This window comes from Embleya sp. NPDC056575 (assembly GCF_042793325.1).
Taxonomy (GTDB): domain Bacteria; phylum Actinomycetota; class Actinomycetes; order Streptomycetales; family Streptomycetaceae; genus Embleya.
Genome location: NZ_JBHTVA010000008.1, coordinates 61523 through 83774, shown reverse-complemented (window position 1 = coordinate 83774; position 22252 = coordinate 61523). Strand labels below are relative to the sequence as shown.

The following is a 22252-nucleotide window of genomic DNA, read 5'->3' as shown; positions in this document are numbered from 1 at the left end:
CGCCGCCCCACCTCACAGGAGGCCGAGGCCGCGCAGGTCGGCCACACACTTGGCGAGGTAGTCCGGCGTGATGGACGGCACGGGCTCGCCGCCGACGGCGGCCAGCGCGGCGGTGAAGCGGGCGTTGGGGACGGCGCCGGCCGGTCGCGGTTCGCTCGGTCGGGCGTAGGCCGGGAGCAGCGGGAGCAGCGAGCCCCGGCGCCGATCCTCGGGCAGCCCGCGCAGGGCCGCCTCGAACCGCATGCGCCACTGCTCGTAGTCGGCGAACCGGCGGATGGGGTGCCCGGCGGCGATCAGCCAGTCCACCATCTCGTCCAGGGACACGCCGTCGTCGTTGGCGTTGACCGCGTGGTACGTGCGGTAGCCGTCCGAGGCGTCGGCGCCGAGCGCGGCGATCGCCGCCGCGGTGAAGTCGACGGGCAGGCCGCTGTAGTGCGCCCGGCGGCGTCGCCCGTCCGCGTCGAGGTGATGGAAGGAGAGCGGCGCCATGCCGGTCGCCACCACGCTGAGGATCAGCCGGGTGAACCGGTCGGGCAGGTTGACCACACCCGGAAGCCGGCGGTGGGCCAGGATCATGTCCGGCCGAAATACCTTCACCGGCAAGCCCGTTCGCTCATGGGCGGCGCGCAGCAGCACCTCGCCGGCCCACTTGCCGGTGGCGTATCCGTTCGCGTCGGAGCCGTCCAGCCGGCGCACCGGCGCCGCGGTGCGTACGTCGACCGTCTCGTCGAGCACCGATCCGTCGGGCTCCAGCGCGGCGGCGATGGTGGACACGAACGTGAACGGCTTCGCCGGGCCGGTGAGCGCGAGATCGATCAGCTCCGCGGTGCCGACCACGTTCGGGCCGAACAACCGGCCGTACGGCAGCACGTGGTTGACCAGGGCCGCGGCGTGCACGATGCGATCGGTCTCGGCGGCCAACCGCCGCCAGGTCGACGCGTCCAGGCCGAGGCGCGGCGCGGACACGTCGGCGGCCGGCACCTCCAGATGCCGGGCGGCGACCTCGTCGAACCAGCCCGGCCGATCCGCCGACGCGGCACGCAGGCAGCGCACCACCCGCTCCCGGGCCGCCGCGTCGTCGTCCGCGCGGGTCGGACAGATCAGCCGGCCGCCGGTATCGGCCATCCGTCGTAGCCACTCCACGGCCAAGAACGCGCCCAGATAGCCGGTCGCGCCGGTGAGCAGGACGTTCGCGGCCGGCGCCGCGGACGGCCGGTTCGCGGGGCGGCGGAGCGCTCCCGCGTCCATGAACCGCTCCGGGGTCAGCTCGCTCGCGCGCACCTCGACCGCGTCGCGGCCGTGGATCGAGGCGAAGGTGGGCCGGACCGGGTGCGGTTCCCGGGCCGCGCCGAGATGGTCCGCGATGCGGGCCAGGGTCGCGGTGGGGCCGAGGACGAGCTGTACCGGGACCTCCACGTCGAAGATCTGCTCCAGCACGGTCGCGAAGGTGTGCGCGGACAGCGAGTCGCCGCCCAACTCGGCGAATCCGGCGTCCGGGCGCAACGCCGACGCGGGATGCCCGAGGGTGACCTGTACCGCGGCGAGGACCGCGTCCAGGGGCGCCGCGTGCGGCCCGGCGGCCCGCAGCGCGGCGAACCGACCGGCCCGACCCGCCGCGATGTCCGCGTACAACCGCTCCAGGCGAGCGCCGTAGCGGGCGACGAGGGCGGGGCGCAGCGGCTTGCCGATCCCCGACAGCAGCCCGTTGGCCACCGTGAACGGCTCGGGTTCGAGGATCACATCGTGTGGGATCTCGTACGCCGCCAACCCCGCGTCGCGGGCCAGTTCGCGCATCGCGTCGAGGATCCCGGCCCGGGTGGTGTCGTCGTCCGCCGGCTCCGAGCCGCCGCGGGCGGGGACCACCACGGCGAGCAGGAACGCCTGTTCCGGGCTGCCGTATACGTGGATCTGCGCGATGTGCGGGCTGGTCGCGTACAGCGCCTCCAGCCGGGAGATCGCCACGAACTCGCCCTGGGACAACTTGACCACGTTGTTCGTGCGGTCGACGTAGACCAGGTGATCCGGGGCGAGTTCGGCGAACACGTCGCCCGTACGGTAGTACCCGTCCGCGTCGAACGCCCGCGCGTCGACCTCGGGTTGCCGAAAGTATCCGGGCACCATCCCCACCGACTTGAGCCGCAGCTCGCCGCGCGGGTGCGGCTTGTCCGTGCCGAAGTAGCCCAGTTCCGGGACGTCCACCAGTCGGTAGTCGAGCACCGGTGGCCGCCGTACGCGCCCGTCGACGACCACCGCCCGGGTGGTCTCCGTCGAGCCGTAGCAGTCCACGATCCGGGTGCCGAGCACCCGGGCCATGAACGTGTGCATCGCGGCCGACAGCGGCGCACTGCCGCACAGGGCACTGACGATCCGGCCGCCGAGCATGCCGTCGCGGATCCGGTCGCGCGCGGTCGCCTCGGCGCTCGCCGCGTCGGTGTCGGCACCCGTTTCGGTCCCGGCGCGCGAGACGCGGTCGACTTCGAGCAGGTAGCGCTGATGCACCATGTCGCAGATCCTCGGCACCAGACTCAGCACGGTGGGCCGGGACAGCCGGATGTCGTCGAACAGGGTGGACATGTCGCCGCGTGCGGCGAAGAACCCGATGCCACCCGAGGACAGCCCGGAGATCAGCCAGGCCCGGCCGTTGACGTGGCTCATCGGCATGTAGTGCAGCACGATCGTCGGCAGCGGAGTGTCCGGGCTCGCCCCGGCGTTGGTCATGCCGCCGCGCCCGTTCCGCCACATCCGGGTGATCATCGACGCGGTGTAGATCGCGCCCTTGGGCGTGCCGGTGCTGCCGGACGTGTAGATCAGGCCGACCAGCCGATCCGGGTCGCCGTCGTCCCTGGCCGGCACCGTGGGCAGGGTTTGCCCGCGCCGCAGTTCGTCGGCGAGCGAGACCACCGCGGCGCGCCCGGCCAGCTTGTCCGCGGCGGCGCGCAGCGCTTCCCGATGCGCGTCCACGCGGGCATCGTGGTCGAAGACCACCAGGCGCTCCACGGACGCGGATCGCAGTACGGTCTCGACCGCCACCTCGATCGTGTCCGGATCGGCCGCGAGGATCCGGGGCGCCGTCTCCGCGACGATCGGCGCCAGCCGCGCGGCGGGGGAGCCGGTCGGCAGCGGGACCGCGACCGCGCCCAGGTACATGCAGGCCAGGTCGATCGTGGCATGGTCGACGCCGGTGAACCCGACAACGGCGACGAAGTCGCCCATGCGCAGGCCGCCTTCGACGCACTCGGCCCACGCACTGGCGAGCGCCACCACCCGCCGCCACACCTCGGCATAGCTGAACATCTCGAATTCCGGGTGCAGTTCGAGGATGGCGCGACCGGTGTCGCGATCGTGCACGAGCCGCTCGGCGCGTCGGGCCAGCGCCGGTCGGTCCGCGTAGCCGTGCATCGCTGCGGCGATGGTGCCGACGAGGCTGCCGTCGCACCCGGCGATGGCGTCGGCGACACTCGACGAGGGGATCGCGCGGGCGAATTCGGGGTCGTGCGCCCGAAGCGCGGTGACCCGGGCCGCGAGGTCGTGATCCGTCTGATGCTCAGGCATGAGTGCTCCGATGAGTGACGAGTCGGACGATGCGGCGGCCCGAGAGGCGGGGAGGACGCGGTTTCGGCTAGCCGGTGTGTGCGGGCAGCCGGCGTCCGCCGACGACCGTGGCCACCGCCATCAGCAGGTAGACCACCACGGCCGCGGTCGCCGGCGCGGCGATCGTGTCGCCGGACTGGAGACCACCGATCAGCGCGACGCCGATCATGGTTCCCGAACTCCGCGCCGCCGAGAGCAGTCCACTGGCGATCGCCGTGCGGTGCTCCGGGGCGGTCGCCATGACCAGGGTGATCTGCGGCACGGTCGCCAGACCGAAGCCGAGGCCGATGAAGGTGAGCCCGACACCGACACCGATCGGGGTCCGGCCGCCGAGGATGATCAGCAATACCCCGCCGATCGTGGTCGATACGGTCGCGATGGCCAGCACCCGGAAGGCGCCGAGCCGGGCGTTGACCCGCCCGGCGACCAGGGGCATGAAGGTGATCGGCAACGCGGAGGGCAGGAAACACAGTCCGGTGGCGACCGGCCCGTAGCCGTGCACCTGCTGGAGGAACACGCTGATCGCGAAAACCAGTCCGTAGTAGCCGACGAACAGCAGCAGACCCACCAGCACGAACTCGCGAAACCCCGGGGCCCGGAACAGATCGCCCGGAATCATCGGGAACGCACACGCCCGTTGCCACGCCACGAAAACGACGAGCCCGACCACCGCGACGCCGGCCGCCGTCAGGGGCAGCGGATGGGTCCAACCCAGCTCGTGCCCCTCGGTCAGCGCCAACGCGATGCCGCCCAGTACGACGATGGCGAGCAACTGCCCGAGAAGATCCTGGGGTTCCCTGGCCGCGGGCGCCGCCTCGGGCCCCTTCTCGCGGCCGGGCATGTGGCGGGCCGCGAGCCACAGCGTGATCACCACGATCGGCGCGTTGACCAGGAAGATGCTCCGCCAGCCGATCGCGCCGACCAGCGCCCCGCCCAGAACGGGGCCGAACGCGACCGGACTTCCGGCCACCATCGCCCAGACGGCGACCGCCTTGGCGCGTTCGTTCGGCTCCTTGTAGGTATCGCTGAGCATCACCAACGACGCGGGCACCAGCAACACCGCGCCCAACCCCTGGCCGGCCCGCATCGCCACCAACACCGCACCGTTCGGGGCCAGTCCGCACAACACCGAGGCCACCCCGAACACCGCCGTGCCCACCCGGAACACGGACACCGACCCGTAGCGCCCGACCGCCGCGGCGCCGGCCAGCACCAGACTGGCCAGCACGATCACGTACGCGTCGACCACGAGTTGCATCGTGGCCAGGCTCGCGTGCAGGTCGGTGCGGATCGCCGGGATCGCCACGTTCACGATGCTGATGTCGACGACCATCATCCCGTAGCCCAGGCTGACCACCGTCAGTACGCGGCCGGGACGCGGCGGTGCGTGAGCCGTCCCGGGCGTGCGGTGGTCGGAACCGGTCGAGTTGGCCATGAGGTTGCCGTTTCGCATGAGGCGACGAGTGCGGGCGTGCGAACCGACGCGGTCTCGCGGACCGCCGAGCGGTGCCGGGCAGGGTCGATCGGTGCGCCGAAATCCTATCCGGGGACAAACCGGGGACGTCAACCGGGAAATCTGTCGGACCCGCCCGAATGCGCGCCATTGATCCGATTCCAGGGTTCGCTCTAGAGGTTCCTCTGATTTCCGCGGAGCCTGCCGCCGGCTACGTTCGGGGCGCCGCCAACTGCGAGAGGAATTCATCGTGGGAGTGAGTGGAACGGGCTCACCATTTTCTGCGCCGAGACGGAACCCCGGTTTTCCGCAGCGCCCCTCGTCGATGCCGTTTCACCGCTACACGCGGGACGACCCGGTGTTGCCGACGGGCCGGGACGGTGGGACGAGGGCATGGCCGGACCGGGTGCTCGACCGTGCGCCGGTGTGGGCTTCGGTCGACCTCAGGGACGGGAACCAGGCCCTGGCCGAGCCCATGGACCTGCGCCGGAAGAAGCGCATGTTCGACCTGCTGGTCGGGCTCGGTTTCAAGGACATCGAGATCGGATATCCGGCGGCGAGTGTCGACGATTTCGACTTCGTCCGCGAACTGGTGATCAAGAACGGAATTCCGGACGACGTCACCGTATCGGTTTTCACCCCGGCCAGAACCGAACTCGTCGAGCGCACCTTCGACGCCATTCGCGGCGCCGAACGTGCGGTGGTGCATTTGTGCCACGCGACCGCGTGCCTGTGGCGCGACGTGGTGTTCGGCATGTCGCGCGCCGAGGTGTTGCGGATGGCCGTCACCGGCGCGGAGGACCTGGTGCGGCTCGCCGAGCGGGAGACCGGCGCGGACATCCGCTTCGAGTACTCGCCCGAGACGTTCAATGTCACCGAGCCGGACTTCGCCCTGGAGATCGCCGACCGGGTCGCCGCCGTCGTCGACGCGTGTCCGGACCGGCCGCTCGTGCTCAACCTCCCGACCACCGTCGAGACCCATTCGCCCAACGTCTTCGCCGACCAGATCGAGTGGATGCACCGCAACCTGGACCGCCGCGACTCGATCGTGTTGTCCGTGCACCCGCACAACGACCGGGGCACCGCCGTCGCCTCGGCCGAACTGGCCCTGATGGCCGGCGCGGACCGGGTCGAGGGCACGCTGTTCGGCAACGGCGAGCGCACCGGCAACGTGTGCCTGGTGACCCTCGCGCTCAACCTCTTCGGCCGCGGCGTGGATCCGGAACTGGAACTCTCCGACATCGACGCGGTCCGCGAGATCGTCGAGGACTGCAACCGCCTGCCGGTGCACCCGCGACACCCGTACGCCGGCGACCTCGTCTACACCGCCTTCTCCGGCACCCACCAGGACGCCATCGCCAAGGGCCTGGCGGCACTGGCCGCGCGCGCCGGCGGGGACCCGACGAACGCGCCGTGGCAGGTCCCGTATCTGCCGATCGACCCCAGGGACGTCGGCCGCGACTACGAGGCGATCATCCGGGTGAACAGCCAGTCGGGCAAGGGCGGCATCGCCTACGTGCTCAAGGCCGGCTGGGGGCTGGACCTGCCGGTCGGCCTGCGCCGCGACTTCGCCGGCGTGGTGCAGGACGTCACCGACGCCACCGGGCGCGAACTGGACCCGCAGGACATCTGGCGGCTGTTCCGGCAGACCTACTGCGCCGAACCGAGCGCCGTCTCCCGGGGCGCGGCCGACGAGCACGAGGTGATCGAGGAACTGGCCGCCGCCTACGGCGTCGAGTTCACCCGGGTGCTCGTCGCCGACGCGAAGGACTCGACGGTCTGCTTCGTGGAACTCGCCGCGGCGAACGCCGCGTTCTGGGGCGTCGGCCTCGCCGGCGGGGCCACGGACGCGGCCCTGCGCGCGGGCCGCTCCGCGCTGCGCCGCGCGGGTGCGGACGCGGGTGGGGGAGCGGGCGTCGATACGGGCGGGGGAGCGGGCAGGGGAGTCGGCCCCGACACCGGCGGCGCCGAGAGCGGACGAGGAGGATCGCGATGAGGACGAACGCCTTCCACACCGTCGCCCCCGGGACCTACCGGGAGGACGGCGGCCTGGAATACGAGGACTTCGTCCCCGACGAGGTCGTCGAACACCGGCCCGGCCGCACGATCACCATGACCGACAACGTGTGGAGTTCGCTGCTCTGCCTCAACCAGCACCCGCTGCACATCGACGCCGTATACGCCGAACAGACCGGCTTCGGCCGCATCGTCGTCTCCAGCCTGGTCACCTTCGGCATCGTCAACGGGATGACCGTGGCCACGATCAGCGCCAAGGGCGTGGCCAACCTCGGCTGGGACAAGGTGCGGCTGTCCGCCCCCGTGTTCGTCGGCGACACCCTCTACGCCCGGACCCGCGTCCTCGCCAAACGCGAGTCGAAGACCCGTCCCGACGAGGGGATCGTCACCGTGCACACCACGGGCCTGAACCAGGACGGCGTGACCGTGATCGCCTTCGACCGGACCATCCTCGTTCCCCGACGGAAGGAAGACCGATGATCCCGGTCGTCGACCTGACGGCAGCCCGCACCGACGCCGACGCCGAACGCGCCGTCGCCGAGGAGATCTCCCGGGCCTGCAAAGGCACGGGCTTCTTCATCGTGCGCGGCCATGGCATCGCCACCGACGTGTTCACCGACGCCTACGCCGCCTCGCTGCGTTTCTTCGGGCTCCCACTCGACACCAAGCACGAGTTCGCGATGCGGACCAGCACGGTGCGCGGCGACAACGACTACAGCCCCTACGGATACAGCGCGCTGCTGTCGGAGAACGCCTACGCCTACACGGGCAGGGCCGGGATGCCGTCGGACTACGTGGAGAAGTTCAGCGTCGGCCGGCTGATCCTGGACGACGACGAGGAACTGCCCTTCCCCACCGACTCGGACGGCACGGCCCTGCGCGGCGCGCTGAAGCGGTACTTCGCGGCCTGCGAGAGCGTGTCCGACCGGATCGCCGAACTCCTCGCCCTGGCCCTGGACCTGCCCCGCGACTTCTTCGCGATCCGCACCGACACCTCGAACGACTCGCTCCGCTCGCACCTGTACCCGGGCATCGCCCCGGAGTTCGTCAACGACCAGGGCATGGGGCAGCACACCGACGGCACGCTGATCACCCTGCTCACCCAGGACGGCCCGGGCCTGCAGATCCGCGACCGCGCGGGCGAGTGGCTGGACGTGGACGTGCGCGAGCAGGACACGTTCATCGTCAACATCGGTGACCTGATGGCCCGTTGGTCCAACGACGAGTACGTCTCCACACCGCACCGGGTCCGGCTGGACGTACGCCGCAGGCAGTCGATCGCGTTCTTCAAGCTGGCCAACGACGACACCGTCATCGACTGCTTCCCCGCGTTCGTCCAGGACCGCCCCGCCCGGTACGAACCGATCCGCTACGAGGAGTTCTCGCTGCGGAAGATGAATCTGCTGTTCGGAAGGGAGAGCGCGCGATGAGAGCGCACGCGAGCCTGCTCTACACCCCCGCACTGCGCGTGGCATCGGTGGCCGAACCCGGCCGGATGCGCGCGGACATGCTGGTGTTGGACCTGGAGGACTCCATCCACCCGGCCCGCAAGGTCGAGGCGCGCGAGGCCCTGGCCGGCGCCGACCTGACCCGGGCCGAACTGCCCGCCCTCGGACTGCGGGTGAACACCATCGCCACGTACGACGGCCTGGCGGACATGCGGTTCCTGCTCGACGCCGACGCGATGATCGGCGGCGTCCCGGTCGACGTGGTCTTCATCCCGAAGATCGCCGGGGCGGGCGACGTGGCGGTGTATCGCTCACTGCTCTCGCACACCTCGCGCCCGCCCGATGTGTGCAGCTTCATCGAGACCGTCGACGCGGTGGAGAACGCCCTGGAGATCGCCGAGGTCAGCGACGGCCTGTGCTTCGGACAGGCCGATCTGACGGCCGAGTTGTACGCCCCGAGCGAGGTCTACCTCGACCACGCCCGGGCCCGGTTGTGTGCCGCGGCGTCCCGGTACCGGGTACCCGCCATCGACACCAACTCCTTCGAACTGCACGACCTGGACCTGGTCGAGGCCCAGTGCCGGGCCGCCCGAAGCATCGGATTCACCGGCAAGGCGGCCATCCACCCCCGTCAGGTGGACGTGATCGCCGCGACCTTCGCGGTCGGCGCGGACGAACTCGCCGAATACCGGCGCGTGGTGGCGGACTACGACAGCACGCCCTACGGCTTCGCGGTCGAGAAGGACCGCGTGCTCGCGCCGCCGTTCGTACTGCGCGCCCGCCGCATGCTCGCCCTGCACACGGCCGACGCCGACGCCGCGTCGTAACCCGACGCCGCCTCGTAACCCGCACTCGTGAATCGGGAGATCCCAGTGAAGATCCTGCCGCAGGACACGATCGTCGACGTGTCGGCCTACCGCACGCGGTACGTGGACGGCCGGTTGCACGCCGTCGGTGACGAACTCGTGGACGAGCTGGTGAAGTTGGTGGCCGAGGGCCACGGCGTCGCGGTCTGCCGCGGCGTCGCGCGGACCCTGGCCGGCCACGGTCTGGACGTGCACGACGAGCAGCACGCCGCGGTCGCTCGCGACTACCTCGAATCGTTGTTCCGCGCCTTCGGCGAACGGGTGGACGTCGCCGCGTTCACTCCCGTGGCGATCGGCTACGACCGGATCGCCGGGATGGACGTCGACGGATTCAACAAGAACCGGCACTTCACCCCGAACGACGACCACACCACCGCCCGTGAGTTCCTGACCACCAAGTGTGTGCACTTCGACGCCGCGACCCCGCTGATCGCCAACATCTACGGACCCAACCTCAACATCGTCGGCGGTCTGCCGGTGATCTGCGACACCCGCGCCTACCTCCGCGACGCGGAGGTCTCGCCCGCGGATCTGATCGAGCTGATGCCGCACAGCTTCAACGTGGCGGTCAAGGAGGAGCACGCCGAGCGCATCCTCGCCGACTACGCGGCCGCGGCGGACGTCGACCTGGACGCCGACCTGGTGATGATCGTGCTGTTCAACGAGGTGGACGGCGGACTGGCACACGCCGGTTCGGCCCCGCGACCGGTCGACGCGCGGCAGCCCTCGCGCCGGCCCATCCGGCATTTGGAGTACCAGTTCCCGGACGCCGACGAACTGGCGAAGTGGTACGCGCACTACCGCCTCGAGGTGCCCGCCCCGGGTCTGGAGGTCCCCGACGAGGCCGCGCACGAGCGCTACCACCGGGGTGTGGAACCGGTCGGCGCCGACGGCGGGAACCCGCGATGACCGCCGAGCGCACCGCGACCGGCGTGCCCACCATGTCGGAGCGGGACACGGGCGAGCTGGCGGCGCTGCTCGCGGTGCTCACGGAGCGCGACTGGCCCGAGGACATCGACGAGGCCCGGGTGCACTACGACAGCTGGGGCACGCCGATCGCCGCCGACGTCGAGGTGACGGTGCGAGCCGGCGGATACCTGCTCACCCCGCCGAACGCGGAGGGCACCCGCACCGGTCTCTACCTGCACGGCGGCGGCTACGTGTACGGATCGTTGCGCAGCCACGGCGGCATGGTCGCCGAGCTGGCCCGGGCGACCCGGTGCCGGATGTTCTTCGTCGACTACCGGCGAGCCCCCGAACACCCCTATCCCGCCGCGCTGGACGACGCGGTGGCGGCCTACCGCGAACTGCTCGCCGACGGCGTGGCGCCCTCGGACGTGGTGTTCGCGGGCGACTCGGCCGGCGGCGGGCTGACCCTGGCCACCCTGCTCAAGGCCCGCGACCTGGGTCTGCCGCTGCCCGCCGCGGCGGCCTGCGTGTCGCCGTGGACCGACCTGACCGCCTCGGGCGAGACCTACCGCACCCTGGCCGCCGAGGACCCCCTGGTCAGCGCGGACGTGGTCGCCCTGGTCACCCGGTCCTACCTGGCCGGCGCCGCGCCCACGACCCCCTACGCGTCGCCGCTGTACGCCGATCCCAGCGCACTGCCGCCGATCCTCGTCCAGGTCGGCAGCCGGGAGATCCTGCTCAGCGACGCGCGGCGTTTCGTCGCCGCGCTCGACCGGGCCGGATCCACCGGCGTGCTCGAAGTGTGGCCCGGCATGGTGCACGTGTGGCACCTGCACTACGCCCGCCTGGCCAAGGCACGCGAGGCCATCGACCGGCTCGGCGACTGGCTTCGCTCCCGAAGCGGGGCGGGCCGGTGAACGAGGACGTCGTCGGACCACACCGCTTCCGCAACAACCGCACGATGGTGCCCGCGGCCGAGGCCGCGTGGGGGTTGTCCGAGAAGAACGGCATGCTCGGCCTGGTCGTCGAGGCCGTCGACGGCCAGAACCGGCTGCGCGAGCTGAGCTCCGGACACGAGTTCGCCAACCTGTCGTCGTGCTCCTACCTAGGGTTCAACAGCCACCCCGCGGTGATCGAGGCGGGCCGCGCCGCGCTCGCCGAGGAACGCGTCACCGGCCTGTCCATGGGGGAGTTCCGCATCCGGCTCGGCATCCTGGAACGCCTCGAAGCCGAACTGGCCGAGCACTTCGGGGCACACGTACTGCCGTCGGTGTCCTGCGGTGTGCTCAGCGCGGCGATCCTGCCGCTGCTCGCCTCCGGCCATCTCACCGACGGCGAACCCCTGGTCGTGGTCTTCGACCGGTTCGCGCACTTCTCGATGAACTTCCTCAAGCCGATCGTCGCCGACGAGACGCTCGTGCTCACCTGCCCGCACAACGACATGCAGTTCCTGGAGGACGTCTGCAAACGCCACCCGCGCGTGGCCTACGTCTGCGAGGGCGTCTACTCGGTCGGCGGCCGGGCCGACCTGGCCGGGATCCGCGAACTCCAGGACCGCTACGGCATGTTCGTCTATCTCGACGACTCGCACGCGCTGTCCGCGCTGGGCGATCGCGGCGAGGGCCACGCCCGCCCGGTGTTCCCCGATCTCGGCTCCCGGACCCTGATCGTCGCCTCGATCGCCAAGGCGTTCGGCAGTACCGGCGGCATCGCGATGATCGGCGAGCGCGACGTCTTCGAATTCCTCTACCGGTCCGGACCGCTGGCCTGGTCGCAGGGGCTGCGCACGGCCGCGGTCGGCACCACCCTGGGCGCCCTGGACCTGCACCGGAGCCCGGAACTCGGCCGCCGACAGCGGCAACTGGTCCGCAATATCGCGCTGTTCGACGAGCGCCTGCGCGGACACGACCTGCGGGGCACCGGATCACACATCAAGTTCGTCACCGTCGGCGACAACGACCGGGCGGTGCGGCTGTCCACCGAGCTGTACCGGCGCGGCTACTACTGCTCCGCGATGTTCTTCCCGATCGTGCCGCGCGACCAGGCCGGCGTGCGGATGATGCTGCGCGGGGACATGCCGACGGCGCTGACCGAGCGGTTCGCCGACGACCTCGCGGACATCCTGGCGGGACTGGGATGACCCGCGTGCACACCGACGTCGCGACCGCCGACGTGACCGCCGTGGCCGGGCTGATCCGCGAGGCGCTGCACAGCGGTGCGCTACGGCGGATGACCGTACCGCTGCGGCAGACCGTCGAGGACCCGCGCGGGGTGAAGTACCTTTCCATGCCCGCCGTTTCCACCGACCTCGGCCTCTACATCGCCAAGGTCGCCACCATCGCGCACGGGCCCGGATCGACCGTGACCTCCGTGGTCCCGGTCTTCGCCACCTCGACCGGTGCACTGCTCACGGTCCTGGACGGCGCACTCGTCACCAACCTCAAGTGCGCCGCGGTGACCGCCGTGGTCACCGACCGGTGCGCCGCTCCCGAGGCGGCCGTGCTCGGCATCGTCGGCGCCGGCGTCCAGGCGTGGCAGCAATACCTCGGCGTTCGTGCCGTACGCGACATCGCACTCGTACGGGTCCACTCCCGCACCCCCGCGCACGCCGAGGCGCTGTGCGCACGGATCCGGGCCGCCGGGACGGCCCAGGCCCTGGTGTGCGCGTCGGCGGCGGAGGCCACCGCGGGGGCCGACGTGGTGTCCACGGCGACCACCTCGGCGGACCCGCTGCCGATCGCCGCGGACCTCCCCGCGCATGTGCACGTCAACTGTATGGGCGCGCACACCACGATCTCACGCGAGGTGTCCCGCGAACTGCTCGCCTCCGCCACCCTCGTCGTCGAATCGATCGAGACCGCCGTCGCCGAAGCCGGCGTGATCCACCGTACGGCGCTGGACCTGGAGGCCCTGGAAACCGGCGACCACCCCGGCCTGGCCGGCCGCCCGACCGTGTTCAGCTCCACCGGCCACGCCGCACTCGACCTGATCACCTGCGCCCATCTGGCGCGCCCGTACCGCTGATCGCCGATCACCGATCGCCCGATCGTTTCGAAGGGAAGACCGCACGTGGGAAACGTCGGCAAGGAAGAACTCACCGGGGCGCACGACAACGACATCCCCGCCGCGTTCGTCGACTACATGACGGGCAACTGGCGCGAGCGGGAGACGACACTCGTCCCCGTGCCGCACGCGGAGCGTACGGCCGCCCGGCGCGCCGCGCTGTCGCACGCCTTCCCGGGCGAGACCCTGGTGGTGCCGACCGGACGCATCCAATGGCGCAGCTACGGCGCGCCCTACCCGTTCCGGGGCGGCAGCGACCTGATCTGGCTGACGGCGGATCAGGACCCGAACTCGGTACTGGTCCTGCACCCGATCGGCGGCGGCCACGACGCGGTGTTGTACGTCGACCCCCGGCACGGGCCGGCGTCGGGCGTCGGCTACCTGGACCGCATCCTCGGCGAGGTCTGGCAGGGACGTTGCCTGTCGCCGGAGGAGAAGTCCGCGGTACTGGGCGTGCAGGCGCGCCCGATCGGCGAACTCCCGGCGGTACTGGGCCGAATCACCGGTCCCGTAAGGGTCCTGCGCGGCTACGACACCGGCATCGATCGGGAGTTGTTGCCCGCGACGGCCGAGAACGCGGTCCGGGACGCGCTGTTGGCGAGCGTGCTGGCCGAACTGCGGCTGCCCAAGGACGACTGGGAGCTGGCACAGCTCCAGGAGGCCGTCGACATCACCGTGCGCGGCTTCGAGGACGCCGCCCGCGTGTTGCCGAGCGAACGCGTCGTCTCCGAGCGGCTGTTGGAGTGCGTCTTCGCCACTCGGGCGCGCCACGACGGCAACGGTGTGGGCTACGCCTCGATCGTCGCCGCCGGTGCGCACGCCACCACCCTGCACTGGGTCCGCAACGACGGCGTGGTGCGGCCGGACGGGCTGCTGCTGATGGACATGGGCGCCGAGGCGCGCAGTTGCTACACGGCCGACGTGACCCGGACCTGGCCGGTGTCGGGCGGGTTCAGCGCCGCCGAGCGGGACGTCTACGACATCGTGCACGCGGCGCGCGACGCCGGCCTGGCCGCGATCGCCCCCGGGGTCGCGTTCGAGGACATCGACCTGGCCTGCAAGCGGGTACAGATCGAGGGGCTGCGCGACCTGGGCCTGGTCAAGGTCGGCGTGGAGGAGGCGCTCGCCGACAAGCGGCAGCCGTACCGGCGGTGGACGCTGGCCGCGTTCGGCCACATGCTCGGCCTGGACGTGCACGACTGCGGCCACGCACGGCCCGAGCACTACGCCCAGGGCGTGCTGCGCGAGCGCCACGTGCTCACCATGGAACCGGGCATCTACCTGCAACCGCACGACGAACTGGTCCCGGAGGGGCTGCGCGGGATCGGCGTGCGGATCGAGGACGACGTGCGGGTGACGGCCGACGGCGCGCGGGTGATGTCGCACGCGCTGCCGGTCGCGGCGGCCGACGTCGAGGCGTGGCTGGCCGCGCAACGCGAGGCCGGCCCGCGCCTGCCCGGCGACGACGGCCACGCGGCGTGAGCGCCGACTCCGCCGCGGCCGGCGCCGAGGTCGGCGAGGTCGCCGATCGGGAGTTCGCCGTCGCGCTCGCACGGCTCGGTATCGCCATGCCGCCCGATCTGGCCCCGGGCGTCCTGGCCGGCTACCGCTCGCTGCGGGCGCAGATGGAGCTGCTGCGCGAAGGGGAAAGGGGGAGCGCCGATGTCTGAGCCCGAGACCGTGCCCGACACCGTCCCCTCCCGGCCCGGCGGGCTCGCCGCGCTCTCCGTCGCGGAGGCCGGCGCCCTGCTGCGGGCCGGGCGGCTCACCTCGGTGGATCTCGTCGAGCACGCGCTGAGCCGGATCGAGGCGCACGACGCGACGCTGCACGCCTTCGTCCTGGTCCAGCGCGAACAGGCACTGCGCCGCGCCCGGCAGGCCGACCTGGACCTGCGCGCGGGCCTCGACCGCGGCCCGCTGCACGGCATTCCGTACGCGCTCAAGGACATCTTCGCGGCCGAGGCGGTGCCGACCACCAACCAGTCGTGGCTGACCGTGTCCGACACGGCCGTCGAGGACAGCGCCGTCGAGGCCCGGCTGCGGGCCGGCGGCGCGATACTGCTGGGCAAGCTGACCACCTACGAATTCGCGCTCGGCGGACCGAGCCGGGACCTGCCCTTCCCGGCGGCGGTCAATCCGTGGAACCCGGAGCACATCCCCAGTGGTTCGTCCTCGGGCGCGGGGGTCGCGGTGGCCGCCGGGTTCCTGCGCGTCGCGTTCGGATCGGACACCGCCGGCTCGATTCGCGGGCCGGCGTTCCACTGCGGGGTGGTCGGCCTCAAGCCGACCTACGGCAGCGTCTCCGGCCACGGCGCCACCCCGCTGTCGTACACCATGGACCACTTCGGGCCGCTGGGCTGGACGGTCGCCGACACCGCCGCCGCGTTCCGGGCCGTGGCCGGCCCCGACCCCCGCGATCCACGCACGCGCGACGCCCCGGTGGGGGGAGGGCCGGATCGACTCGACGGGGACGTACGGGGGTTGCGGGTGGCCTACTCGACCGCCTGGTACGCGTCCGACCCGGCCACCCGCCCGGAGATCGTCGCGGGCATCGAACGTGCCCTGACCCACCTCGATCGGCTCGGCGCGATCGTCGAGGAGTGCGAACTCCCGCCCTACGAAACGCTGAACGCCTGCGGTCGGATCATCCTGGCGGCCGAGGGCTTCGCCGTACACGAGCACAACCTGCGCGGCTTCCCCTGGTCGTACGGGCGCTACACCTACCAGAAACTGATGCCCGGAGCCGGGATCGGCGCGAGCGACCTGCTGCGAGCCCTGGCGGTGCGCGGGCACCTCGTCGAGGAGTTCCGGCACCGGGTATTCGCCGAGCACGACGTGTTGATCACCGCCTGCGGCCAGGCCACCGCGTCCCGGTTCGACGACTTTCCCACCGACTGGCCGCCGCCGAGGCTGGCCAACGACATGCAGACGATCCCGTTCGCGGTCACCGGACATCCGGCCATGTCGCTGCCGATCGGGTTCGCCGGAAACGGCCTGCCGATCGGATTGCAACTCGTGGGACGCGAGTTCGGCGAGGCGGACCTGTTCCGGGCGGGCGCGGCGATCGAGGCCGGGTTCGGCCGCCGCGACGTCCGACCGCCGGCGTTCGGGACCGGCCCGGACACCACGCGCCGCCGACCCGACCCCGATGCGGAGCCCGCCGATGTTCGCCGCTGAGAACCGCCCCTTCCTGACCGAGTTGTCCGCCGCCCACAAACCCGACGAACTCGCCCTGGCCCGGGCCGCCTCCGACCGGCACCTGCGCGATCTCGGCTTCCTCTTCCCGACCCTGCCCACACACTTTCGGATGGATCGCGGCACACACGACGAACTGCACACCGCCACCGCCCGGTTGGTCTCGGCGCACGAAAAGGTGATGCGGCACGTATGCGCGACGTTGTCGCCCACCGAACTGGCCGAGACCTTCCACATCCCGACGGCGATGGCCGGACACATCGACTGCGCCCGGCTGGGCCCGGGCCTCGCACTGGCCCGCGCCGACATCATTCCCACCGAAACCGGCTACGCCTTTTGTGAGTTGAACACCTTCTCCGGTGTCGGCGCCGGCGAGTGCCACCACAGCGCGAAGTTGTACGCCGACCTGCTCGGCCGCCCCGTCGCGGGCGGGTCGCCGTTCTTGGACCTCGCCCTGCACTACGTGGACCGGTGCAACCGGCTCGGCCTGGAACGTGTGGTCGTGCTCGACTGCGTGCGGCACGCCCGCCGCGGCTACGGCAGGGACCAACCCCTGATGGACTATCTACGGCTGCTCGCACCCGACCTCGATGTCGCCTACCACGACGAGACCACCTATCCGACGCGGTGGCTGCGCCCGGAGCACGCCCGCAAGACCCTCGTGCACCGGCTGATCACCTTCGGCGACACCGACGACGAGGGCGCCTTCCTCCGGTCGGTCGCCGACAGCGGCGCCACCGTCACGTCCCTGTTCGAGGCCGAACTCGGCATGCATCGCCGGTGGTTCTCGCTGTTGTGCGATCCCGGCCTGGCCCACCTGCTGGACGCCGACGAACGCGAGACGGTGCGCCGCTACGTGCCCACCACCTTCGATCTCGCCCCGGACACCCTCGACGACGTGCTGGCCGCCCGCGCCGACTACGTCTTCAAGCACAGCTACAGCTACGGCGGCGACGGTGTGCTGATCGGCGCCGAACACTCCGAGCCCACGCTGCGCGCCCGGATCGTGGCCGACGGCGTCGGCACCTGGACCGCGCAGCGTATGGTGCGAGCGGCCACACTCGACCTGCCGACCGCCGACGGCACCACCGCCACACACCGGTTCGTGCTCGGCGTCTACGCCTACGGCGACCGTACGAACGGGGCGCTGGTGCGGGCCTCGGCCGCGTCCACGGTGGTCAACGCCTCCCGGGGGGCGGTGTCCTGGGCCTTCACCGACTGATCGGGGACGGCGGTGGGTCGTTCGGGGCCCGGCGCCCGTCCCGGTGCCCGAGTTCGGTGAGTTCGCGGTGTACCAGCGCCACCAACTGGACTCGCGAGCGCACCCCTAGCTTGCGGTAGATCCGGGTCAGCATCGCCTCGACGGTCTTGACGCTGACGTAGAGGGAGTTGGCGATGTCGCGGTTGCCGCGGCCGTCGGCGACCAGGTCGACGATCCGCTGCTCCGCCTCGGTCAGTCCGGCGAGCCCGGCCGGCGCGCCGGCGCGTTCCGGCGCCGCGGGCGCCCACAGCGGCGCACCCGCGGCGCGGAAGACCGCCTCGGCCGCGGCGTACGACTCCCGGGCCCGGGCCGGGCGGCGGCGCCGATGTTCGACGGCCGACCGGGCCAGCAGGACCCGGCCGCACTCCAGCGGATAGGCCAGGCGCTCGAAGCCGGCGAGCGCCGTGGTCAACAACTCCTCGGCGGGTGTGAACCGGCCCGCCGCCGCGTGGCACAGCGCCTCGGCCCGGTCCAGCGCGGCCAGTACGCCCTGCCGCGCCAACTCCTGGGCGTGATCGCGCACTTCCGCCACCGTCCGGGTCGCGGCATCGACGTCGCCGGCGGCGACCAGGGCCTCGGCGAGATCGGCGTGGTAGGGGATCGCGGCCGGGTCCCCGATGCACAACTCCCGGGTCAGGTCCCGGACCCGGAGCAGATCGGCCAGTGCGCCGGCGGTGTCGCGCCGGAACAGGCGGACGGCGCCGGACAGGTGCAGGCAGTGCGCGGCGAACACCGAATCCGTCTCCTCCTCCGAGGCGGCCAGTCCCAACTCGGCGTAGCCGAGTGCCTGTTCCAGGGTGCCGCCGGCGAGTTCGGCGGTCGCCGCCGCGAACCACGGCGGGCCGGGGGAGGCGCCCACGTCCCGCGCCAGCGCCACGAGCCGGGCGGCCTCCTCACGGGCGGTGCGGCCGTCGCCGGTGTGCGCGTGGAGTTGCACCGCGCTGCCGAGCAGTCGGACCAGGTCGGCGGGGCCGTTGCCGTCGCCGACCAGCGGGCGGAGTTGGGCGAGCAGGCGCTCGGCCTCGGCGGGGCGACCCTCCAGCAGCGCGAAGCAGAGGGCCACACGACGGGGGTCGTGGATGATGCGCGCCCCGGCGGTGGCCGGGTCGGCGCCGTGGTCGGCGGTGCCGGAGGCCGGGCCCGGGTCGCGCCCGCCGGTCGCCTCCGCCGCCGCCTCCGCGCCCGCCGCCAGGGCACGGCGCAGCGTGTCGACGTGCTCCGGGGTGCCCCGGCCCTGTTGGATGCGGGCCGCCATGGTCAGCGCCGCGGCGCGGCCCGCCGGGTCGCCGGCGCGTTCGGCCCACGTCACGGCGTGCTCCGCGTGGGTGAGGGCGTCGGCGGGGTATCCCCGGTCCAGGTGTGCGCTCCAGGCCAGCCGCAGATGGGCCGCCGAGACCAGCGCCGGTTCGGCGGCGGCGGTGGCGTCGGCCAGGGCCTGCGCGGCGACGTCGGCGAGCAGGGCGGCGCCTCGCCCGGCGGCGTCGAGGACGGCGAATCGGGCCCGGGCGCGTGCCGCCGGTCCGGACCGGGCACGGACCAGGCGGTCCAGTGCGGTTCGGGCCAGGTCGAAGCGCCCGGCCGCCTCGGCGTCGCGGGCGGCGGTCACGAGCAGGTCCGGGCGACTGCCGCCGGCCCGGTCGACCGCGAGGAGTGCGAACTCGGCGGCCCGAATGTGGTCGCCGCGCCCCCGCGCGGTCGCGGCGGCGTCGGCGAGGCCCGGCACGAGGTCCGGCGCGGTCTCGGTCGCGCCCAGCGCGCACGCCGCGTGCCAGGCCCGGTCGTCGGCCGTGAGCGAGGCCGCCGCCAACACCCGGTGCGCCCGGCGTACCGCCTCGCCGCCCGCCTCGGCGACGATCCCCTCCCGCACCACCGGCGCCGCGAAGACCACCGCCCCGGCCGTCACCCGGACCACCCCCGCGGCCTCCGCGGCGGCCAGTGCGGCCTCGGCCGACGATCCCGCAGCGCGCCGCACACCGGCCGGCGTGGGATCCGCCGCGAGCGCGGCCAACAGCAGTACCCGGCGCACCGGTTCGGCCAGATCGGCCAACCGGGCGCGCATCGCGTGGCGCGCGTACGGGGCCAGCGGCGTGGCGTCCAGGGCGCTGATCGCGATCCCGGCCCGAGCCAGCCCGGCGGCGATGTCCGAGACCAGGCGCGGACTGCCGCCGGTCGCCGTGTGGATCCGGGCGGCGGCGCGCAGCGGGATGCCGAACGAGCGCACCACCGCGACCGACTCCTGCGGCCCCAGCGGCGGGATGCCGATCTCGACCGCACCGCCACCCAGCACGTCGTGCGGCGACGGCCCGTCCGGGCGCAACGCGGCAAGGAGCGAGACACTGCCCCGGCTGCGCCGCGCCGCGAACCCGAACACGTCCAGACTGCCCGGCCCCCACCACTGCACGTCGTCGGCGGCGAGCAGCGGCCGGGCCCGACGCCCCCAGGCATGCAGGCAGGACAGCACGGTGACCCGGAAGGTGGTGGTGTCCGGCTCGGGCCCGCCCACCCGGCGCAGCACCCAGTCCATCGCCGACCGCTGGAGATCGGACAGTTCGCCGCGCACCTCGGCCGGACACGCGGAGAACAGGTCCATCAGCGGCGCGTAGGCGATCTGCGCGTCGGCGCGGGCCGAACTGAGCCGCACCACCGGATCCCCGGCCGCCTGCCACGCGGAGCAGACGTCGTCCAGGACCTGCGACTTGCCGAACCCGGTGGGCCCGACCACCGCCACCGCGCCGGCCCGCCGTAACTGTCCGCCTACCTGATCCACCAGCGGGCGGCGCGTGGTCATCGCAGCGACGCCATCCAGGACTCGACCTCGTCCGCGCCGCGGGGCAGCCCGGCGGACAGACAGAGCGCCCCGTCGGTCGTGATCAGGAAGTCGTCCTCGATCCGGACCCCGATGCCGCGCAGTTCCTCCGGGATGGTCAGATCGTCCGGTTGGAAGTACAGACCGGGCTCGACGGTGAGCACGTGGCCGGCCTCCAGGGTGCCGCCCAGGTAGTTCTGCCGGCGGGCCGCGGCGCAGTCGTGGCAGTCCAGGCCGAGCATGTGGCCGGAGCCGCAGATGGTGAAGCGGCGGTACAACCCCGAGCCGGGCGCGAGTGCGGCCTCCGCGCCGCCGGGCAGCAGGCCCCAGTCGTCCAGCCCTTCGGCGACCACGCGCATCGCGGCGTCGTGGAAGTCGCCGAACGGCGCACCCGGGCGCAGCGCCGCGATGCCGGCCGACTGGGCGGCGAACACCAGGTCGTAGACCCGGCGTTGCACGTCGTTGAAGCGTCCGTTGACCGGCAGGGTGCGGGTGACGTCGCCGGTGTAGAAGGAGTCGGCCTCGATCCCGGCGTCCAGGAGCAGCAGTTCGCCGTCGCACACCGGGCCGTCGTTGTGCATCCAGTGCAGGACGCAGGCATGCGCGCCGGCCGCCGCGATGGTCTCGAAGCCCAGGCCGTAACCCTCCAGGCGGGCCCGCCGGTTGAACGTGCCCTCGACCCAGCGCTCGCCCCGGGCCAGGGTCGTGGCGTGCCGCAACTCGCCGGCCACGTCGTGGAATCCGGCGACCGTGTAGTCCACGGCCGCGCGCATCTGCTCGATCTCCCACTCGTCCTTGACCAGTCGCGACTCGGACAGCCAGGTGAGCAGTTCGGCCTCCGCCTCGGCCGGCCGCACCGCCGGGATCAGCGCGTCGACGAGCGTGTCCTCGCCGCGTATCACCCGGGTCGGCACATTGCCGCCGAGGGCACGTTCCAGGTTCTCGCGCGGGGCGGCCTCGATCCCGAGCGCGTCCGAGGTCTCCGACAGCGTGCGCCGGCGGCCCACCCAGAACTCGCCGTGGTGCCGGTCGCTGTACAGCTCCGCGCCGTTGGGTCCGCCGCGCGGGGAGCGCTGCCGGGTGAACAGCACGACCGAGTGCCCGGTCCCGGTGGGTTCGAAGACCAGCACGCTGTCGGGAACGGCCTGGGTGCCCTGCTCGGCGGTGAGGTGTACGAACGCCGAATGCGGACGGAACGTGTAGTCGAAGTCGTTGCTGCGGGTCTTCAGCCCGCCCGACGGGACCACGATCCGCTCGCCGGGAAAACGCTCGGACAACGCCGCGCGGCGCTTGGCCGCGTACGCGGCCCCGGGTAGGGGAGGCAACTTCCGGCCGGTGTCCGCCCACCCCTGCCGGAAGGACTCGGCCAGCGCGGCCGACACCTCACGGTCGTGACTCTCGATCCCGTCGGTCTCCTGCTGCCGCTCCACCGTGTGCCCCGAATCGTCGTCGCCTGGTTTCGAAGGACGGTACCATTTCACATGTGACACTTCTATGGTCTTGACGGCTTTGCCGAGTGGCCGACATGGCGGTCGGTCGGGGTGGTGCGTCGAGCGGTGGAGCGGTTGCCCGGGTGGGCGGGCGGCGGCGCGCCCGGGTCGTCGGTCGCGCGGGTGCGCGGGCGCGCGCGTACGTCTTCGACCC

At 72.3% G+C, this 22252-nt stretch carries 16 protein-coding genes; 12 read left to right on the top strand and 4 right to left on the bottom strand.

Annotated features, from left to right (window positions below; all coding sequences use genetic code 11):
- Positions 1-12: 12 nt before the first annotated feature.
- On the bottom strand, positions 13-3552 hold the full coding sequence (gene car, locus ACFRCG_RS08260) for a carboxylic acid reductase (RefSeq protein ID WP_380029985.1): 3540 nt from the start codon (positions 3550-3552) through the stop codon (positions 13-15).
- A gap of 67 nt (positions 3553-3619) precedes the next feature.
- Positions 3620-5044 carry an MFS transporter gene (locus tag ACFRCG_RS08255; RefSeq protein WP_380029984.1) on the bottom strand — a complete coding sequence of 475 codons (1425 nt, stop codon included), beginning with the start codon at positions 5042-5044 and terminating at the stop codon, positions 3620-3622.
- A 325-nt stretch (positions 5045-5369) separates the two neighbouring features.
- On the opposite strand from ACFRCG_RS08255, the gene ACFRCG_RS08250 reads away from it, so the two are divergent.
- The 12 genes from ACFRCG_RS08250 to ACFRCG_RS08195 are packed head-to-tail and all read left to right on the top strand — an operon-like array spanning position 5370 to position 17763.
- Positions 5370-7040: a 2-isopropylmalate synthase gene (locus ACFRCG_RS08250; protein WP_380029983.1), complete on the top strand. Its 1671-nt coding sequence runs from the start codon at positions 5370-5372 to the stop codon at positions 7038-7040.
- A complete protein-coding gene (locus ACFRCG_RS08245; RefSeq protein WP_380029982.1) occupies positions 7037-7540 on the top strand; it encodes a MaoC family dehydratase in 504 nt (167 codons plus the stop codon). Before ACFRCG_RS08250 ends, ACFRCG_RS08245 begins: the two co-directional genes overlap by 4 nt.
- Positions 7537-8490 carry an isopenicillin N synthase family dioxygenase gene (locus ACFRCG_RS08240; RefSeq protein ID WP_380029981.1) on the top strand — a complete coding sequence of 318 codons (954 nt, stop codon included), beginning with the start codon at positions 7537-7539 and terminating at the stop codon, positions 8488-8490. Before ACFRCG_RS08245 ends, ACFRCG_RS08240 begins: the two co-directional genes overlap by 4 nt.
- Complete coding sequence (locus tag ACFRCG_RS08235) at positions 8487-9335, top strand: HpcH/HpaI aldolase/citrate lyase family protein (RefSeq protein WP_380029980.1); 849 nt, start codon at positions 8487-8489, stop codon at positions 9333-9335. The genes ACFRCG_RS08240 and ACFRCG_RS08235 overlap by 4 nt, the downstream gene beginning before the upstream one ends.
- A 45-nt stretch (positions 9336-9380) precedes the next feature.
- A complete protein-coding gene (locus ACFRCG_RS08230; RefSeq protein ID WP_380029979.1) occupies positions 9381-10283 on the top strand; it encodes a hypothetical protein in 903 nt (300 codons plus the stop codon).
- The gene (locus ACFRCG_RS08225) at positions 10280-11200 is read left to right on the top strand and encodes an alpha/beta hydrolase (protein ID WP_380029978.1); all 921 of its coding nucleotides are present in this window, start codon (positions 10280-10282) and stop codon (positions 11198-11200) included. Before ACFRCG_RS08230 ends, ACFRCG_RS08225 begins: the two co-directional genes overlap by 4 nt.
- Complete coding sequence (locus ACFRCG_RS08220) at positions 11197-12423, top strand: aminotransferase class I/II-fold pyridoxal phosphate-dependent enzyme (protein WP_380029977.1); 1227 nt, start codon at positions 11197-11199, stop codon at positions 12421-12423. Before ACFRCG_RS08225 ends, ACFRCG_RS08220 begins: the two co-directional genes overlap by 4 nt.
- A complete protein-coding gene (locus ACFRCG_RS08215; RefSeq protein WP_380029976.1) occupies positions 12420-13307 on the top strand; it encodes an ornithine cyclodeaminase family protein in 888 nt (295 codons plus the stop codon). The genes ACFRCG_RS08220 and ACFRCG_RS08215 overlap by 4 nt, the downstream gene beginning before the upstream one ends.
- A gap of 45 nt (positions 13308-13352) precedes the next feature.
- Entirely contained in the window at positions 13353-14828 is a 1476-nt protein-coding gene (locus tag ACFRCG_RS08210; RefSeq protein WP_380029975.1) for an aminopeptidase P family protein, read from the top strand.
- Positions 14825-15016, top strand: coding sequence for a hypothetical protein (locus tag ACFRCG_RS08205; RefSeq protein ID WP_380029974.1), 192 nt, complete (start codon positions 14825-14827; stop codon positions 15014-15016). The genes ACFRCG_RS08210 and ACFRCG_RS08205 overlap by 4 nt, the downstream gene beginning before the upstream one ends.
- A complete protein-coding gene (locus ACFRCG_RS08200; protein ID WP_380029973.1) occupies positions 15009-16523 on the top strand; it encodes an amidase in 1515 nt (504 codons plus the stop codon). Before ACFRCG_RS08205 ends, ACFRCG_RS08200 begins: the two co-directional genes overlap by 8 nt.
- Positions 16510-17763: a hypothetical protein gene (locus ACFRCG_RS08195; RefSeq protein ID WP_380029972.1), complete on the top strand. Its 1254-nt coding sequence runs from the start codon at positions 16510-16512 to the stop codon at positions 17761-17763. The genes ACFRCG_RS08200 and ACFRCG_RS08195 overlap by 14 nt, the downstream gene beginning before the upstream one ends.
- Here ACFRCG_RS08195 and ACFRCG_RS08190 read toward each other — a convergent pair.
- Positions 17753-20590, bottom strand: a complete 2838-nt coding sequence (locus ACFRCG_RS08190; RefSeq protein WP_380029971.1) for a LuxR C-terminal-related transcriptional regulator — start codon at positions 20588-20590, stop codon at positions 17753-17755. The two genes, ACFRCG_RS08195 and ACFRCG_RS08190, sit on opposite strands and share 11 nt — an antisense overlap.
- On the bottom strand, positions 20587-22011 hold the full coding sequence (locus ACFRCG_RS08185) for an aminopeptidase P family protein (RefSeq protein ID WP_380030096.1): 1425 nt from the start codon (positions 22009-22011) through the stop codon (positions 20587-20589). Before ACFRCG_RS08185 ends, ACFRCG_RS08190 begins: the two co-directional genes overlap by 4 nt.
- Positions 22012-22252: the final 241 nt, after the last annotated feature.